21 protein-coding genes are annotated in these 17,889 nt (G+C 42.8%); 11 read left to right on the top strand and 10 right to left on the bottom strand.

Annotation, left to right across the window (positions count from 1 at the left end; all coding sequences use genetic code 11):
* The first annotated feature begins 6 nt into the window (after window positions 1-6).
* Entirely contained in the window at window positions 7-1,080 is a 1,074-nt protein-coding gene (locus QZ076_RS15955; RefSeq protein ID WP_293714681.1) for a Wzz/FepE/Etk N-terminal domain-containing protein, read from the top strand.
* Between the two features lie 18 nt (window positions 1,081-1,098).
* Here QZ076_RS15955 and QZ076_RS15950 read toward each other — a convergent pair whose 3' ends face one another.
* Window positions 1,099-3,936, bottom strand: coding sequence for a bifunctional fucokinase/fucose-1-phosphate guanylyltransferase (locus QZ076_RS15950; protein WP_293714680.1), 2,838 nt, complete (start codon window positions 3,934-3,936; stop codon window positions 1,099-1,101).
* Between the two features lie 320 nt (window positions 3,937-4,256).
* On the opposite strand from QZ076_RS15950, the gene QZ076_RS15945 reads away from it, so the two are divergent.
* The 7 genes from QZ076_RS15945 to QZ076_RS15915 all read left to right on the top strand — a co-directional run bounded on the left by QZ076_RS15945 (window position 4,257) and on the right by QZ076_RS15915 (window position 11,487).
* The gene (locus tag QZ076_RS15945) at window positions 4,257-4,859 is read left to right on the top strand and encodes a master DNA invertase Mpi family serine-type recombinase (protein ID WP_075558334.1); all 603 of its coding nucleotides are present in this window, start codon (window positions 4,257-4,259) and stop codon (window positions 4,857-4,859) included.
* A gap of 617 nt (window positions 4,860-5,476) precedes the next feature.
* Window positions 5,477-5,938, top strand: a complete 462-nt coding sequence (ndk, locus tag QZ076_RS15940) for a nucleoside-diphosphate kinase (protein WP_293714679.1) — start codon at window positions 5,477-5,479, stop codon at window positions 5,936-5,938.
* 287 nt (window positions 5,939-6,225) lie between these two features.
* Window positions 6,226-6,735, top strand: a complete 510-nt coding sequence (locus QZ076_RS15935) for a DUF4494 domain-containing protein (protein ID WP_293714678.1) — start codon at window positions 6,226-6,228, stop codon at window positions 6,733-6,735.
* Window positions 6,732-7,400, top strand: coding sequence for a YggS family pyridoxal phosphate-dependent enzyme (locus QZ076_RS15930; protein WP_293714677.1), 669 nt, complete (start codon window positions 6,732-6,734; stop codon window positions 7,398-7,400). The genes QZ076_RS15935 and QZ076_RS15930 overlap by 4 nt, the downstream gene beginning before the upstream one ends.
* A 21-nt stretch (window positions 7,401-7,421) precedes the next feature.
* Complete coding sequence (locus QZ076_RS15925; RefSeq protein WP_293714676.1) at window positions 7,422-8,399, top strand: dihydroorotate dehydrogenase-like protein; 978 nt, start codon at window positions 7,422-7,424, stop codon at window positions 8,397-8,399.
* A 199-nt stretch (window positions 8,400-8,598) separates the two neighbouring features.
* Window positions 8,599-8,964 carry a winged helix DNA-binding protein gene (locus QZ076_RS15920; protein WP_293714675.1) on the top strand — a complete coding sequence of 122 codons (366 nt, stop codon included), beginning with the start codon at window positions 8,599-8,601 and terminating at the stop codon, window positions 8,962-8,964.
* A 66-nt stretch (window positions 8,965-9,030) separates the two neighbouring features.
* A complete protein-coding gene (locus QZ076_RS15915) occupies window positions 9,031-11,487 on the top strand; it encodes a CoA-disulfide reductase (RefSeq protein ID WP_293714674.1) in 2,457 nt (818 codons plus the stop codon).
* Window positions 11,488-11,715: 228 nt separating this feature from the next.
* Here QZ076_RS15915 and serS read toward each other — a convergent pair whose 3' ends face one another.
* Window positions 11,716-12,990, bottom strand: coding sequence for a serine--tRNA ligase (serS, locus tag QZ076_RS15910; protein WP_293714673.1), 1,275 nt, complete (start codon window positions 12,988-12,990; stop codon window positions 11,716-11,718).
* Between the two features lie 78 nt (window positions 12,991-13,068).
* Window positions 13,069-13,611 carry an NlpC/P60 family protein gene (locus tag QZ076_RS15905; RefSeq protein ID WP_293714672.1) on the bottom strand — a complete coding sequence of 181 codons (543 nt, stop codon included), beginning with the start codon at window positions 13,609-13,611 and terminating at the stop codon, window positions 13,069-13,071.
* Between the two features lie 219 nt (window positions 13,612-13,830).
* On the opposite strand from QZ076_RS15905, the gene QZ076_RS15900 reads away from it, so the two are divergent.
* The 3 genes from QZ076_RS15900 to QZ076_RS15890 are packed head-to-tail and all read left to right on the top strand — an operon-like array spanning window position 13,831 to window position 14,768.
* Complete coding sequence (locus QZ076_RS15900) at window positions 13,831-14,070, top strand: hypothetical protein (RefSeq protein ID WP_293714671.1); 240 nt, start codon at window positions 13,831-13,833, stop codon at window positions 14,068-14,070.
* 6 nt (window positions 14,071-14,076) lie between these two features.
* Entirely contained in the window at window positions 14,077-14,289 is a 213-nt protein-coding gene (locus QZ076_RS15895) for a DUF3791 domain-containing protein (RefSeq protein WP_293714670.1), read from the top strand.
* Entirely contained in the window at window positions 14,286-14,768 is a 483-nt protein-coding gene (locus QZ076_RS15890) for a DUF3990 domain-containing protein (RefSeq protein WP_293714669.1), read from the top strand. The genes QZ076_RS15895 and QZ076_RS15890 overlap by 4 nt, the downstream gene beginning before the upstream one ends.
* Here the strand turns inward: QZ076_RS15890 and QZ076_RS15885 are convergent.
* From QZ076_RS15885 to QZ076_RS15855, 7 genes are all read right to left on the bottom strand, one after another.
* Window positions 14,755-15,219 carry a hypothetical protein gene (locus tag QZ076_RS15885; protein ID WP_293714668.1) on the bottom strand — a complete coding sequence of 155 codons (465 nt, stop codon included), beginning with the start codon at window positions 15,217-15,219 and terminating at the stop codon, window positions 14,755-14,757. The genes QZ076_RS15890 and QZ076_RS15885 overlap by 14 nt on opposite strands.
* A gap of 12 nt (window positions 15,220-15,231) precedes the next feature.
* Window positions 15,232-15,642, bottom strand: coding sequence for a D-Ala-D-Ala carboxypeptidase family metallohydrolase (locus tag QZ076_RS15880; RefSeq protein ID WP_293714667.1), 411 nt, complete (start codon window positions 15,640-15,642; stop codon window positions 15,232-15,234).
* Window positions 15,623-15,841: a hypothetical protein gene (locus QZ076_RS15875; RefSeq protein ID WP_293714666.1), complete on the bottom strand. Its 219-nt coding sequence runs from the start codon at window positions 15,839-15,841 to the stop codon at window positions 15,623-15,625. The genes QZ076_RS15880 and QZ076_RS15875 overlap by 20 nt, the downstream gene beginning before the upstream one ends.
* 45 nt (window positions 15,842-15,886) lie before the next feature.
* Window positions 15,887-16,324 (bottom strand): HU family DNA-binding protein, encoded by a 438-nt coding sequence (locus tag QZ076_RS15870; RefSeq protein ID WP_293714665.1) that lies wholly within the window; start codon window positions 16,322-16,324, stop codon window positions 15,887-15,889.
* Window positions 16,325-16,600: 276 nt separating this feature from the next.
* Window positions 16,601-17,086 (bottom strand): hypothetical protein, encoded by a 486-nt coding sequence (locus QZ076_RS15865; RefSeq protein ID WP_293714664.1) that lies wholly within the window; start codon window positions 17,084-17,086, stop codon window positions 16,601-16,603.
* Window positions 17,087-17,140: 54 nt separating this feature from the next.
* Window positions 17,141-17,644, bottom strand: a complete 504-nt coding sequence (locus tag QZ076_RS15860) for a hypothetical protein (protein ID WP_293714663.1) — start codon at window positions 17,642-17,644, stop codon at window positions 17,141-17,143.
* A 12-nt stretch (window positions 17,645-17,656) separates the two neighbouring features.
* On the bottom strand, window positions 17,657-17,889 hold a 233-nt coding region (locus tag QZ076_RS15855; protein ID WP_293714662.1), incomplete at its 5' end, for a four helix bundle protein.

The following is a 17,889-nucleotide window of genomic DNA, read 5'->3' as shown; positions in this document are numbered from 1 at the left end:
GTAATAATGGATACAACAGAAAACAAACAACCCGGAACAGAACAGGATATAGACATTATCGCTATCGTCCGGTATCTGTGGTCTAAGCGAAAGCTACTAATAAAAAGTAGTGTTATAGCTATACTGGCCGGGCTTATCATAGCTTTCAGTATCCCCAAAGAATATACAACGACCATCAAACTTATGCCTGAAACCAACAATCCGGCCAATAAGATGGGAAATCTGGGCGGATTAGCTGCCATAGCAGGGATAGATTTGAATAGTACAACCAGCCCGGATGCAATCTCACCGGAATTGTATCCGGACGTAGTTCACAGTACTCCTTTCTTGCTGGAACTGTTTCCGGAACAGATAACCAATAAGAAAAAGACATTGTCAGTCTCCGTATTCGATTATCTGGCCGAACATCAGCGGGATGCGTGGTGGAACTATATCCTGAAAGCACCATTAAAAGGGTTATCATACTTAATAGGACTTTTCGGAGACCAGGAAGAAAAATCAGATAAAGTCGACCCTTTCTTCCTGACCAAAGAGCAGGAGAATATTATCAAGGAATTGCAAAGGAGAATATCTGTCTTTGTCGATAAAAAGACACAGGTGGTAACCGTATCCGTCGAGATGCAGGACCCGGTCATTTCAGCGCAGATAACAGAAAGTGTGGTAAGCAAATTACAAACTTATATCACCAACTACCGGACACAAAAAGCCAAACAGGATCTTGAATTCACCGATAAAGTACTGAAGGAGGCCCAAGCTGCCTATTATAAGGCACAAAAGGCTTATGCGACTTTCGAGGATAGTAATAAGAATATCATCTCAGCCAGTTACCGGACAGAACAGGAAAGATTGCGCAATGAAATGACACTGACATTCAATGTATATAATACGCTGGCCCAGAAGTTGGAGCAGGATAAACTGCGGGTACAGGAACAAACTCCGATCTATACGATCATAGAGCCAGCTACTGTTCCGCTAAAAGCATCAGCACCAAAAAAGGTACTGATACTTATCGGCTTCCTGTTTATTACGCTGACGGGAATGGCCGGCTACCTGTTAATCAGGGACAAACAATTATTCTAACAACTCTGTCTCTCCCTGTCAGGACCGGCTGATCTGCAATCCCTTATCCGAAAGCCCCATTTCTACAAAACGGGCATTCGGGTTACGCGGAGAAGCCGTCAACTGTTTACGTATCAGCAGAGCAGCTTCAGGGTCTTTTGCTACGACATACAAATAACCACCACCTCCTGCTCCAGGTAGTTTATAGCCTAAGGCATAATCTTTTATCTGCGCGATCAGCTCTTCTACTGCAGGAGGATTCGTTCCGGAATCGAGTGCCTTCTTCTGTTCCCAGGTCTTTGCGATAAGTTTACCGTACGTTTCAAAATTACCGCATTGAATAGCATCGAACATATCCAGAGCATGTGTCTTCATTTCTGAAAGCAGACGAAGATGCGTGGTACTGTTCAAGAACATACCTTGTACGATTTCTGCCAGGATATTCTTGGCCGTACGGGTTATACCTGTATAATATAATAAATGGCAAACCTGATATTGGGGGTCGGTAAACAAATATTCCGGTAACCAGCGCACGGAAGGATTCTGATTGAAACCTTCCCCTGTCTGTAATAGTTTCAGACCATGTAATACCCCGCCATACTGATCCTGCCAGCCACCGCCTGTTGTAAGCAGTTGCTCTAAAATCAATGTACGATATCCCATTTTACTTTTATCCCATGCCAGACCACAAAAATCAGATATTGCTCCAAGCACGGTTGCAGCCAGAATGGAGCTGGTCCCGAGTCCCGATCCAGCCGGAATAGCTGCCAGTAAAGTTACTTCCAGTCCACAACCGAAACTTTTCAACTGAGCTTCCAGTGAAGAGTAATGCGTTGCTGAAAATTCCGGGATAAAGCCGGCCAGAGATAAAGCCGCTTTGGGGATAGAGAAAGGAGAACCGATCTTTTTATAATCACGCAATTCATTCCAGGTAGAAACAACTTCCATCGCTCCCAGGTCGATAGAACGCAAAATGATCTTATATTCTTTCGAAGGCTTTACATATACCTGCAAAGGTGGTTGACCGTTCAACTCGATGGCTACATTGACCACATTCCCTCCAGCGTACATGCAATAAGGAGGAGTATCAGTCCATCCACCAGCCAGGTCGATACGGACCGGGCTTCGTCCCCACACAATCTGGTCGCGATATACATTCAGATAAGGAGACTGTTTTTCTCCGGATACAGAGCCAATTAATCCTTCCCGTAATAAAGAAAAGGCTTCCTGTTGCTCTCCCTCATACGGTTTCCCTGCCAATTGTAATACACGAGCCCGGAACATCCGGTTATGTATCTGTTTCATCAATGGCGTTTCAGAAGGAAGTACATCCGGTAAATCTATATTCCCTCCTGCAAACTCGCAAGCAGCATCTGCCAGGTCCAACTGGTAGAATACGCTTTTTTCGTGATTGGCTGCCAACATAGGCCAATTGGCATAACGGAATTTCTCACGCTGGGCAAAGAGTCTACTCAGATTTGCACGATCGGATAATTCATTTGCTGACATTTTCTCCGACGACTTCCATATATCCCTGCCGCTTTGCAGTTCCGGTTCAGAAACCATCCACCGCATAACCAACCCCAATTCTTCGATACTTTTACAAACTGGGAATAATGCTGCATTCTGTAAGTCAGTGAAAGCCTCCAACAGGAAGCCTCTTTCCTCTGCCCACTTAGCGACAGGATATCCCAGAAAAACTGTTTTCTCATCAGTCGATGCTCCTTTAAACGGATCATTGAACCCATACGGACGAGCCACCCAGTTCTGTTCTCCGATAGGTACAACATCAATACAAACACCGGACGGGATATCCAATGCCCAATCATTTTCAGGAACTCCGGTTATAATATGTCGGTTATCCAGCTTCCAGTGCTTACCTATATAGCTGTTCTCAATCCATAACTCCGAGTTCGCGGCAGTCAGGGTGATATTAATTGATGCATTCTGCACAAACATGGCAGGATGAGGTTTAACCTTCCGGTGCATGATAGCTCGCTGGTCACGGACCAGATTCTGCACAGCCAGAGTGGAAGAGATCAGTTCACGACTCGTCCCATAATGATAAAACTCCCCTCCCTCCAAAGGAAGGATAGCCACACTCAACTGGTTCAACTCTTCATCGGGAATATGTGGGTGTTCACCCAAAGCCAGTCCGAATTCGGAATAGAGGTCATACGACTTCATTGTCTTTCCATCGGCTGTATACGAGTGTTTCATCAGCAATTCCATAGCCCGGTCACTTAGTAACCACACGCCTATATCCATCAGAAAAAGATGTGTCTGGGCCAACTGCCCCAGATCGGCAAGAGACGGCTTCTGAAGCATAAAGTCAAGCTTATCGGGAGTCTGCCTGTTCGACACGAACACGCCATGATTGGTTGCCAGGGCCGGATCGACCCACAGCCCGTAACAAACAACATCCACATCCGGAATATCCTGCAACGGTTCACTATTTCGTATATATACATCCCCACTGGCAATCAGTGTATGGAGCGATTCAGGGGCCTTATTCATAATTTCCTCATAAAGGGGAAGCTGTAAAGACAATAGATTTTGCGATAACTTCTGTCCCCTCGCCCACCGGAAAACAGGAATCGGTGTCAATATTTTTCCGGAAGGAGCATATCCCGGTAAACGCCGGCTCTGCCCTCCGGCATGCAATAATATTCTTTTTTCCTTACTCAACCATTCCTTTACCAGTGTTTCCGGAGCTTCATTTTGCCGGCAAGCTTCCACTAGCCAGGTAGTACCTCCCCCAGATCCTAAACGGGCACCAACCGGATCGGATGTGCAAAACCATTCATTCCTGCCGACTTTCGCGATTTCATGAAAACTACTCACCAGATTGGGAGGGAGCGATAACAACTTTTTCATACTTATAATTACATGGAAACGATGAAAATCGCTTCTGTTTAATAATCTATTCTTTAATACAAAAGTAATTTTTCCTACTCAATAGCACAATAAAACGATCCAGATATTATTTTTCGATCCTGTTTTGGATGTGTCGACATTGAAATTTAATTTAATTTCACAATTTAGGATACTATTGATTTAAATTATTATATTCATATTTGCAGGGAAAAACAACTTACATATCCAGTTGACGATAAAAAACGTTGGTTTTTACTAATCACCCCTTACCATTTAGTTTTCTGACGTATCTTTAGTTATTCATTTAATTTTCAGATTGTATGATATACGGTTATGTAAGAGTCAGTACAGACAAGCAAAGTACTGAAAATCAGCGATTCGAGATCGAGAAATTCGCAAAAGTAAAGAACATGCGTATTGATCGTTGGGTAGAAGAAACAATCAGTGGTACAACTGATGTTGCAGAACGGCAACTTGGTAGATTAATTAAGCAAATCCGTAAAGGGGATGTTTTGGTCACAACCGAATTATCCCGGTTGGGTCGTAATCTTATGCAGGTCATGAGCTTTCTCCATCAATGTATGGAAAAAGACATTTTCGTGCTTACGGTAAAAGAACGCTACGAGTTAGGAAACAACATCAACAGTAAAATTTTGGCTTTTGCTTTTAGTTTAAGTGCCGAAATTGAACGTAACCTGATTTCCCAACGAACCAAGGAAGCATTGGCCAGAAAAAAGAAAGAAGGGACCAAGCTTGGTCGTCCTAAAGGTGGTAAATCCGAGTTGTATAAGTTATCCGGTAAAGAAAGCCAGATACGCAAACTTCTGCAGGAAAAGAAAACCAGATTGTATATAAGTAAAAAGTTAGGAGTAAACCGGCAAACACTAAGAGACTTTATGAAAATGAATCCTGAGTTGGATTAAATATAGAAATATTAAGTTATTGTCAACCGGAGAGTTACTGTCTGAATTGTTAAACAATGCAATCCCAGCAAATGAAACCTAAGCTAAATTGTTTATTTAAACTTGTTTGTTCTAAATATGTGGAAGACACTTGTCCCAAAGAATTCAAAATTAAAAATGTTTGTGTTCTGAAGGGATATTTTACACTTTATTTCATGATGATTATAAGCACTTTAGAATTAAAACTTAATCAAGAAAGATTTCAGATTGGATGATTCACATATCAAAGGCAAACATACAGTCAATCTTCGGATAAAAACAGATATTTTTGGGCATAAAACTGTGATTGTAACAAATACACCCAAGGGCGAAAATTCAAAGAATATAAAAATATGGACACAAACTTATAGAAATAAAATACAGAATAATCAGATAGCTGGACAACCAACCTAAAATGGATAAACAGCCCAGTTCCCACTTTAGTATAGAATTATATTTGTAATAGTAAAAACCTGTTATTTTTACCTCGTTTTTACACATTATTATACTATAAATTAATTAATAGTGAATAAATACACTATCTTTGGGATTATTAGTGCTATCAAGAATATTCGTAGAACCTTATAAAAGATAACAGTATGGAAAAGACACTTGTTATATTAAAACCATGTACCATTCAACGAGGTTTGATCGGTGAGATCATTTCTCGTTTTGAGAAGAAAGGATTAATACTCTGTGGCATGAAAATGACCTGGTTGACCGATGAGCTTTTAAGCGAACACTATGCCCACCTCAGAGAAAAATCCTTCTTCCAAAGAGTAAAAGATGCCATGGCTGTATGCCCAGTCATTGTTTGTTGTTGGAAAGGAGTCGATGCGGTACAGGTAGTTCGTACCTTGGCCGGAGCAACAAATGGCAGAAATGCTGCACCCGGAACCATCCGCGGTGATTATAGCATGAGCGTACAGGAAAATATTGTACATGCATCCGACTCTCTCGAAACGGCAGAGATCGAATTAAAGAGATTCTTTAATGAGGATGAACTATTTGACTATAAAATGAATTATTTCCCCAGTCTCTACGCAAACGACGAATTTTAAGGATTCAATGATAAAATAAAAAGCCGGAAAGGAGTTGATAAGTCTTCTCTTTTCCGGCTTTCTTATTTCAGATATTTCATTCTATCCTCTCGGACTGAATGAACAACCTCATTACTAATCTAAAAATCTAATACCATGAAAAACACACTACATCTTATAAACAAGCCCCTAATAGAAAATGTTCCGAAAAAATAAAGAATTTCATTGCAGTTGTATTATTGCCGAATTGGACCTATATTTGTACTGTATTTTAAACACGAGTACAGACAAAATAAAAAGAAAATAATATGCATAGTTGGTTTGAATGTAAAGTCTCCTTCGAAAAAGTACTGGAGAACGGAATGCAAAAGAAAGTAACAGAACCTTACCTGGTTGATGCCTTGTCATTCACTGAAGCGGAAGCCCGTATCATTGAAGAAATCCGGCCGTTCATCTCAGGCGAATTTACTGTTACAGACATCAAACGCGCCCGTCTTTCAGAATTGTTCTTCAACGAGAATGGCGATCGTTTCTATAAAATCAAAGTATACTTTATCACACTCGACGAAAAAAGCGGTGCAGAAAAGAAAACAGCAGCACAAATGCTTGCACAGGCATGCACGCTGAAAGAAGCTATTGCCGTATTGGAAGAAGGCATGAAAGGTACGATGGCCGACTACACAATCGCTTCGGTCACAGAAACCATGCTTATGGATGTATTCCCATTTTCTGCCAGCGACGACAAAACTCCTAAATCCGGCGAAGAACTGATTGCCGAACAAAAGAAACAAGCAGAAGAGAAAGTTCAGGAAGCATGAGTATCGCCCAGAATATAGTACAATTAAAGGCATCGCTACCGGCAAACGTGACGTTGGTAGCCGTGTCTAAGTTTCATCCGGCAGAAGCATTGAAGGAAGCTTACGATGCAGGCCAGCGTGTCTTCGGCGAAAGCAGGGCACAGGAGCTGACGGCTAAACAAAAAGTACTACCGGATGATATCGAATGGCACTTTATCGGACCGTTGCAAAGTAACAAAGTAAAAGATATTGCACCGTTTATCCATACTATCCACAGTATCGACTCACTTAAGTTATTACAGGAAGTAAACAAACAAGCGGCAAAAAACAATCGCGTGATCCGTGTTTTGTTGGAAATACATGTCGCTCAGGAAGACACTAAATACGGAATGACTCCGGACGAATGTCGTCAACTTCTGCAAAGCGAACAACTGGCCGGACTCGATAATATTCAAATATGCGGATTAATGGGAATGGCTACCTATACCGACGATACCATTCTCATCGAACAGGAATTTCACATTTTACATAAACTTTTCATCGAGTTAAAAGCGCTATATTTCAAAGGAAATGATAATTTTGCAGAACTATCTATGGGTATGAGCCACGATTATCCCGTTGCCATTCGCCAGGGTAGTACCATGATACGGGTTGGAACCAGTATTTTCGGCGAACGCGAGTACTAATACATTAAAATTGAATCTGACATGATTGACATTAAAACTCAATACGCAGGACTAACACTTCGTAATCCTATAATCGTTGGAAGCTCCGGATTGACTAATAACCCGGAACGAAACAAAGAATTTGAAAAAGCAGGTGCAGGAGCAATTGTTCTCAAATCCCTTTTTGAAGAACAGATCGAAATGCAAAGCGATTCGCTCATGCAGGACTCCGATTATCCGGAAGCTGCCGATTATATCCGTGGCTACGTAAAAGCCAATCAGGTAAACAATTACCTGGAACTGATTAAAAAGAGTAAAGAATCATGTACTATCCCCATCATCGCCAGTATTAACTGTTATAAGTCGGATGTATGGATAGACTTTGCCCGTCAGATAGAACTGGCCGGTGCAGACGCTCTGGAACTAAATGTCTTTTTTCTGGAAACAAGCCTTGAATACAACCCGGATGAAATACGGGATCTTTATGTCAGCATTATCCGGAAAGTAAAAGAAACGGTTTCAATACCTGTAATCATGAAGATCGGAAAGAATGTCGGAAATATTCCGGCACTGGTCAATACATTGAAGATTAATGGTGCAGATGGCGTGGTAATGTTTAACCGCTTCTATCAGCCGGATATCGATATCAACAGTATGCAGATAGTGTCAGGTAACGTATTCAGTAACCACTCCGACTTAAGTGATACGATTCGCTGGACAGCAATCGTTTCAGGTAAAGTTCCCGGTATCAGTATTGCCTCTTCTACCGGAATACATGATTGGGAAGACGTTATCAAATGTCTGCTGGCAGGCGCTTCTGCTGTGCAAATGTGTAGTGCCGTATACACACACGGAGGCGAGATTATTTCGCAGGTCCTAACCTGTGTCGAAGAATGGATGCACCAGGCACATTACCAGAATTTGTCTCAATTCCAGGGAAAGCTGAATTATGCGAATATTCCAAACCCTGCAATGTACGAACGCTCACAATTCATGAAATATTTCTCGAACAGAGACTAATAAACAATCCGATAATAATGGAAAGGGACGAGATTATCTTGTCCCTTTTTTGATTTTATCCTTTAATGATTGAGAATAACATCTTAAATCTCTGGACAGCACTTAACGCGTGCGGCACAGAGATTGCATATATTTTCCACTAAACACTATTTATATCAGAAATATTATTTATATTTGCACCGTCATTAAATAAAGCAATATGGAAGCAATTTGTGTTATAAAGGATATATATAAAACATTATACCAGTTTGAAAAGGCATTTTCAGAGGTACATGAGATCACGATCAACGAAGCCATGCTGTTATGTTGCCTGAAAGATAACGAAGCCAAGTCGGCTGGAACAATTTGTGACTATATCGGTTTATCCAACTCACGCGTATCAAAAGTAATCACGTCGGTAGAGAATAAAGGCTTTATCCGCCGCAGTATCTGTAAAGAAGATAAACGGCAGATGTTCTTCTCACTTACCCCAAAAGGGAAAGAGAAAGTACAGCAGATGATGAATGCCGAATTACGTTTTGACGGTCTGTTCGGAAAACTACAACAATGTATGGAAAAGGGTTAACTCCCTTTTTTACCTATTTATTTTCCATTAGCAAATATGTATAATAACAATTATAATAATAACGAGATGAAATATTTAGTAATCGGAGGAGTTGCCGGAGGAGCAACTACAGCAGCACGCCTGAGAAGAATGGACGAGAATGCAGACATTATCCTGTTTGAACGTGGCAAATATGTATCATACGCCAACTGCGGACTCCCTTATTATATAGGTGGAACAATTTCAGAACGCGATAAACTATTCGTACAGACAGTCGAAGGTTTCACAGCCCGTTTCAACATCGACATCCGAACTGAACAGGAGGTTACGGCCATCCATCCAAAGGAAAAAACCGTCGAAGTGAAAAATCTTGGAACAGGACAAACGTACACCGAAAGTTATGACAAGCTGGTACTTTCTCCCGGAGCAGAACCGCTTCGCCCCGGCATCGAAGGTATCAACAGTAAAAAAATATTCACCTTACGCAACGTACCTGACACGGATACGATCAAAAAATACATCGACCTGAATAAACCTCGCCATGCAGTTGTTGTAGGCGGCGGATTCATCGGACTTGAAATGGCAGAAAATCTGCATGACCTGGGAGTTCATATCGCTGTGGTTGAAATGGCCAACCAGGTAATGGCTCCACTCGACTACTCGATGGCAGCTATCGTACATCAACAACTGATCGAAAAAAAGGTGGATCTCCGTCTGGAAGATGGCGTTTCACGTTTTGAGGAAACGCCCGAAGGCATCGTCGTACATCTGCGCAGCGGTAAACAGATTACCACCGACCTGGTTATATTAAGTATCGGGGTACGCCCTGAAACTAAACTGGCTAAAGAAGCCGGTCTGTCCATCGGTACACTGGGAGGCATAGCTGTAAATAAATATATGCAGACCTCAGATCCAGCCATTTATGCACTGGGAGACGCCGTTGAAGTACTCAATCCGGTAACAGGTAAACCAGCCCTGATCCCACTTGCCGGGCCGGCCAACAAACAGGGACGCATCGTTGCCGACAATATCGTGTTCGGTAACCGCGAAGCATACAAGGGCACTATCGGTACCTCTATTGCAAAGGTATTCGACCTGACAGTTGCTGCTGCCGGAGCCAATGCCAAGTTGTTAAAACGCGAAGGTATCCCCTATCAGTCGTCGTATACACATTCGGCATCACATGCCGGTTATTATCCGGGAGCAGTCCCGATGTCTATCAAAATATTATTCTCACCTGACAACGGACAGCTACTGGGCGCACAGGTGGTCGGATTCGATGGAGTGGACAAACGGATCGAAATGCTCGAACAGGTTATACAGCGCAAAGGGACAGTCTACGACCTGACCGAACTCGAACAGGCCTATGCTCCCCCCTATTCATCGGCAAAAGATCCGGTAAATATGGCCGGATATGTGGCAGAAAACATCCTTACTAAAAAGGTGGAGGTTATAGATTGGCGTAAAATAAGCCAACTAAGTAGCGACACCATCCTGGTAGACGTACGCACGGCTGACGAATATTCTTTGGGATCTATTCCGGGTGCTATTAATATTCCGGTCGACGAACTCCGCAACCGCTTGTCGGAATTGCCTAAAGATAAACCGATCGTGGTGACCTGTGCTGTCGGTCTGCGTGGGTACCTGGCTTACCGCATTCTGGTTCAGCATGGCTATAAAGATGTAAAGAACCTGTCCGGTGGTTATAAAACATGGAGCATCGCGACCGCTAAACCGGTTTTAAAACAGACCGAAAGTAATCAACAAACAACAAAACCGGAACAAACGTCTGCCGTAGCCGCCGCTAGCCCTGCTTCTCAGAAGACCGTACAGATCGATGCCTGCGGCCTGCAATGTCCCGGTCCGGTTATGCAATTGAAAAAACATTATGCCGAAATAAAGACAGGCGATCGTTTGCTGATCACAGCCACCGATCAGGGTTTCGGCAAAGACGTAGGAGCCTGGTGTAACATGACAGGGGCACAATTGGTGAGTGTCGAGAATAAATCAGGTATCATTCACGCCACAATCGAAAAAGCAGAACCCAAAAGTTCCTGCAAAATGGTAAACGGGGCCGACAATAAAACACTGATCGTATTCAGCGACGACCTGGATAAAGCTCTGGCCTCCTTCGTCATCGCCAACGGAGCAGCCTCTACCGGTAAGAAAGTGACCATGTTCTTTACCTTCTGGGGATTGAACGTAATCAAGAAAAGACAGAAACCGGCCGTATCGAAAGATATCTTCGGAAAAATGTTCGGTTGGATGCTTCCTGCCCACAGCGGTAAGCTGAAATTGTCGAAGATGAATATGGGAGGCGCCGGAAGTTGGATGATGCGTCTGATCATGAAGAAAAAACATATCGACAGTCTGGAAAGCCTGATCGCACAAGCTGCTGAAAATGGCGTCGAAATGATTGCCTGCACCATGAGTATGGATGTGATGGGCGTCAAGGAAGAGGAACTGATGGATAACGTTACACTGGGCGGTGTTGCCACTTACCTGGAACGCGCAGAAGATGCCAATGTAAACCTATTCATCTAAACGAGGTTAACTACAAAAAAAGGATGCACCCTTTTCGAAAAGAGGGTGCATCCTTTTTTTAAAGAGGTCGTATGCTTTTACTTTAAAGGCAACGTCGTTACGTCGACTTCAGGAGCCACTCCATTCGGCTGACGCGTAAAAACAGATTTAAAGCAAAACGGGACGGAAGTAAACCTATTACTCTCCGTCCCGTTTCCTGTTATTTCCTCCGCAGCCAATCTACGAATATTATTTGATCATATCAAATCCTGTGTAAGGTATTAACGCTTTCGGAATGCGGATACCTTCAGGAGTCTGGTTGTTTTCAAGCAAGGCTGCCACTATACGTGGTAAGGCCAAAGCACTACCGTTCAAAGTGTGACACAACTGAGTCTTTTTATTCTCATCACGATAACGACATTTCAAACGGTTTGCCTGATAAGTGTCGAAGTTGGATACAGAACTTACTTCCAACCAACGCTTCTGAGCTTCTGAATAAACTTCAAAGTCAAAGCAAAGAGCAGCCGTAAAACTCATATCCCCACCGCACAGACGAAGAATACGATACGGAAGTTCCAGCTTCTGAAGTAAGCCTTCCACGTGATCCAACATCTCCTGGTGAGACTGTTTTGAATGCTCCGGTTTATCGATACGCACCAGTTCCACCTTAGAGAACTCATGCAGACGGTTCAAACCGCGTACGTCCTTACCATAAGAACCAGCTTCACGACGGAAACATTGTGTATAGGCACAGTTTTTGATCGGCAACTGCTTATCATCCAAAATAACATCGCGATAGATATTTGTTACCGGAACTTCGGCTGTCGGTATCAGATAAAGATCATCCACTTCGCAATGATACATCTGGCCTTCCTTATCGGGAAGCTGGCCTGTACCAAAACCGGAAGCAGCATTTACCACTGTCGGCGGCATAATCTCCATATAACCGGATTTACGTGCTTCATCCAGGAAGAAGTTTATCAGGGCACGCTGCAATTGTGCTCCCTGTCCTTTATAAACCGGGAAACCGGCTCCTGTGATTTTCACACCGAGGTCAAAATCGATTAGGTCATATTTCTTTGTCAATTCCCAGTGAGGCAGTGCATCTTTCGGCAGTTCCGTTTCCATACCGCCCATTTTCTCTACCACATTATCTTCAGCAGCGACACCTTCGGGCACTTCATCATAAGGAACATTCGGAATTGTATAAAGCAAGTTCTGCATTTCTTCCGAAGCCTGATCCATTTCAGCCTGAATACCCTTACTCAGTTCCTTGATGTCGGCAACACGTTTCTTGGCAGCTTCGGCCTCTTCTTTCTTGCCTTCTTTCATCAGGCCACCGATAGCTTTCGACAGCGAATTAACCTCTGCCAGGTTTGTATCTAATTGATTCTGTGTACTACGTCTTTTATCGTTCAGTTCGATCACTTTAGCGATGCTTTCTTTTGCACCCTTAAAGTGTTTCTTCTCCAGACCACGAATCACGCGGTCTGTTTCCTCCGTAATCATTTTAAGCGTCAACATACTTGATCTATGTTTATTTATTTTGCCGACAAAGATACATAAAAAAGCAACTTTCGGCCTGATGTTCACAAAAATATCTTACTTCACCCTTCCGCCTGTTATCCAGCTGCGTGTGAAGTAAGGTTCACTGAGGCTGCTGACCATTACTCCTTTGGAAGTGCTGGTATGGATAAACTTCCCGTTTTTCAGATAGATACCGACATGGTTAGGTACTTTTTTCTTTCCTCCTCCTGTGCGGAAAAACACCAGGTCACCCTCCTGTAACTTAGAACGGCTCACTTTCTTACAGTCATATTTCAACATATCAGCCGACGAACGTGCCAACTGTTTTCTATAAACTTCACGGAACATGATGGCTACGAAACCGGAGCAATCCACTCCCCTTTTAGTACTCCCCCCCATCCGGTGAGGCGTCCCCAACCATTTCGCTCCTTCATTATAAAGGAAGATATTATCTTCCGGCGTAATACGCACACCATATAAACGTGATAATTCTTTAGGTCCCTTAAAGTCGGCAGGCAAAGCCACCCGCTTTCTGCTTCCGCAGGAAGTCAGGGTCAGTATAAACAGGAATATCCAAAGGTTGAATATAAGATTTTTTTTATAACACAATGCCTTCATTTGCAATATTAATATAGAAAAGAGTTTTTAATGGACTGTTTTCCCAGATTTCTTTAATCATGATTATTGAGCTGATATAATTCTTAACAATGCAAATATACTCATTTTTTAAGGGGACAACCATAAAGTTCTTCGTGTTTCAATGATCGATTCAAAATAAATATACATTCCATGTCAAACAAAATACTTACCTTTGTTAGTAGATAAAATAATATGATTATGGATGTAAAATTATTTAATGCCTTGTTTCCGCTGAAAATACAAAGTCTGCTGGAAGAACTAAGAAAGCAACATTCGTTTTCTTTGTCGGATGCATTGCGTCTTCTATATACCTCCCGTACATACGCTTTACTGGAAAAAGAAGAAACCAAACTATGGCACTACAGTCCCCGTATGTTAGTCGAAATGCTGTTTCATGAAAAAGAGACAGGTGAAGTTTATTTTCCCGATTTAGTATAGATACTTATGGAAGATGCGATACAACAATTCATTGTTTTTTGTTTGGAAAGTTACAAGACATCCAAAGGTATCAGTGGCGCTGAAGCCTGGAAAGACTTTGAACAGTTTGATATCATCCCCTATCTGACAGAAGGGTTCGAAGTTCTTCATACCCAGGGGCAAGATTATATCATTGCTGATATAAACGACTATATCCACCACAAACAACACACAAAATGATCATTTATCACGGAAGCACACAAATTATAGATTGTCCCCGATTGATCGAAAGCGATCGGTTCCTTGATTTTGGAAAAGGCTTTTACACAACGACTAATATTGAGCAAGCAACCCGCTGGGCAACAATTAAGCAAAAAAGGACTGCCGCCAAAGTTGCTTATGTCAACCTGTATGAAATAGATAACGATCTATTATCAAACAACGATTTATCGATTCTTTTATTTCCGAATGCTAACCGCGAATGGCTTGAATTCGTAACAGGAAACCGACGAGGAAATCCCTTACATGAATATGATATTGTAAAAGGAGCTGTAGCCAATGATACAATTTATCAAACTCTGGTTCTCTACGAAGCCGGGGCATATACCGTAGAAGAAACTGTTACACGACTAAAAGTACATCGGCTTTTTGACCAGATTTCTTTTCATACAGAAAGAGCTTTAGATAAGATAATATACCTCAAGACTATTTTAGTTTAATCAATAAATAAAGAAATAATATCAGTAACAACACAAACATCCATCTGCCAGAAGATAAATTCGCTATATGTTCTTTTTGCAAAGAGTCGGAACCGGTAGAACGACTTTCGCTTACAAATCCGGACTTGACAGAGGTTTTAGCCTCTACCTTGCTTTGCTCATCGATAGCGATACGGGTGACGGAATATACCGAAGGTAATGTAGCTTTGCGACAACTATCAGAACAGAGCGTATCCGGCCGACTGGTATCGAACACGATATGTTCTATATCGATCGTCCTATTACGGGAAGCCAGAAACAAGTCATGCAACAACAGGCTATCAGTGCGAACCACCTTTGTTTCGGCAATAGTTTCACGCTGTACTCTGCTTTGCCGCCCGGCACTACAACCGGGCAACAAAACGAATAGTAGTACAATCGGAACAATAAAATATCTACCTGATAAACTCATACAATCCCCCTTTCATTTATTAATAATAATCTGATATCGGTTCGCCCCTTTCGCCCTGAGTGAAAGATGTAGGAACTTCTTACGCTTATAAAGGATCGCCTGGTCGAAAGGCAACTTGCAAAAACGCAACACATTCAACAATACCTCCGGATCAGGCACATAACAGTCGGCCGCTTCCCCTTTCACATGCTGGCTCGAAGGTACACCGCCCGCCAATTTATTCACCTCCGGACTGCGGTAACCGCTCGTTATCGCAATCGGCTGTGCATAAGCTATTCGCAACGGTTGCAACAGACGTTTCACTAACTGCTTCATCGCAATCTCGACCTCTATCGGAGGAATGTTGCGCAACCCGTTCTCCACCGCCGTCCGGCTATACGTCATTTCTTCCCAGTTAAAATCCCTACTTATTCTCTCTTTCATTTTGTATCGATTTAATTTTATACGAATAATCCACCCCAAACAAAGCCCCGGCAAAGGTGCAGGTCTCCCCGAAAGCCACCAGCACACTACTATGGATCTCCCCTTTCGGAGCAATCCAGAAACCGGAGAAAAGAAGGACAATCCCGCTCAATACGAGCAGGATTGCCATTACCAGTTGAACTGTCAGTTTCTTTTTCATATCGTTCCCCTCTCTTTTTAAACTGCCAATCCTACAATTACGATATTACTCGATTACCGGACGATCGTCCTCTTCCGCCTTCTTTTCAACGACCTTCACGTCGTCTTCTTCAAACTTCGCGAGTTCGCTGGTCCAGCGCAAGCTGGCACCCGGCGTAAAGATGATACGTGCCTTTTTAATCATAGAAGCATTAAATGCCTCCTTCGTATCCGCTCCCTTCGAACGGACAGAGAAACGAAAACTTCCGAATTCCCCCACCTGTACAATACTTCCCGAGCGAAGCTCCAATCCCATCGCCCAGTTCAACGAATCGAGTATCGCCTTTACATCGGCACTCGACATAGCCGAACGGCTGGAGATCAGTTCACACAATTTGTCCATATCGCAATAGCTCGACGATTTGGCTACTGCATAGGTTTTCACTTTGTCCTTGTCGTCGCCACTCAGCACCCGACGTTGCACTTTTCTAAATTTCAATGCCATAAGTTTAATTTTTAATGGTTCATATTCGTTTCCAGGGAACGATACAAAGGTAGGGATAGACATACAGGCAAAGATCGGCGTAGGCAATCCTATCAAACCTCTAATTAACAACACCTTACAAACAACAAAAATCTTAAAATACCTTTTTTTACGGCTCTCCGCACCGACAGGTTTCGGCCATTATTTAACATGTATTAGATATTATCAAAATATGAATTAAGTTTGTCAATATGAAATTTTAGAATCGGGAGTAACTCCCATACTCACCCAACATGGTTATCCTCCGTAATAATCCAATACCGTCACTTTCCCCGCCAATATCAGCACCTCCTCAGACGTTATTCCACCTTTGCTGATCTTATCGCGCATCGTACTGATCCCCCAAGGAGTTTCGAAACTGATTATGACCGACATAGCCAGTCCGTTCAACGAAACGGAAGCGGTACGCTCCACGGCCTCGGTCAGGTGAAGCATACGGATGAATAAGGCGGGGTGACGGAGCGGATACCGGATGTATCCGATCACCGTTTCCTGTATGACAAAGTCGGCATACGCCTGCCGGTCATGAATGATCACTCCTATTATAAAGATACGGTGTTTTTGAGGCAGGGCGTGCCAGATAAGGAAAGCCAGGCGGTATATCTTCTCACGAAACAGTTTTCTACCCTTGGCAGACATGGCGTCGAGGCTCCGGTTAAATTCGTCAACATCGGGCAGGATACCCTTCGGGAACAAGGCTTCAAGTTTCTTTTGTTGTTTCATAATATATCAGATGGTTATACGGGGAACTTTCAGTAGATTCTAACAGATGTTTTCTTATACTACTATTACATCACTCTCCAATTGTTTCTTCAACGACGACAGGAAGATCATACACTCTATCGGGGTCGCTCCCGCTATGTCATACAAACGCAGCCGTTCCAATACCCGTACACCGGCATCCGACTCCATCCTGACAGGAGAGTTTTTCAGAGGAACTGCCTGTCTCGATACAGGCATTATACTCGAAATACACTGATTTTTTGCCGTCGCAAACTCTTCATCACCGAGCAATACCGAACGAATAGCCAATTGCTTTTCATCTATTTTATCGTACTCGCGATTTTCAAGTATCTTCGGAAGAACCGCATCCGGAAAACCCAGTGAGATCACTTCCATATTAACCACCTTACAGAAACGGGTATTTACCTGATAAGCAGTTATGGTCTGTATAAATTTAATTGCCGAACGCTCATACGCCTTCCAGAAAAGACCTTCGCGATATAAGTATATGTTATTACTCTCGGCTGTCTCCAAAGCCAGTTTCTGTTTCAAATCCATAAATAATTCCTTTTATTTGATTATACTTTTCCGCCACCCCGATATCTGTCGCCCGATATCTTCCATCAACAAGACCAACTTGGCATAACTACCCGTGTCGATGATACGCAGATCGTTACACAGACGGATTTCCAGTTTCAGGAATTCGAACTCATCCACCAATTGCATCAGGTGGGGCGATTTGTCCGGTGACACATTCGCCCGGTAGATACAACGGGTCAGGTTCATCGCGTCCCTGCGGATAT

Source organism: uncultured Parabacteroides sp., assembly GCF_905196875.1.
GTDB lineage: Bacteria > Bacteroidota > Bacteroidia > Bacteroidales > Tannerellaceae > Parabacteroides.
The sequence above is the reverse complement of the archived record's forward strand: the minus strand, read 5'-3'. Positions and strand labels throughout refer to the sequence as shown.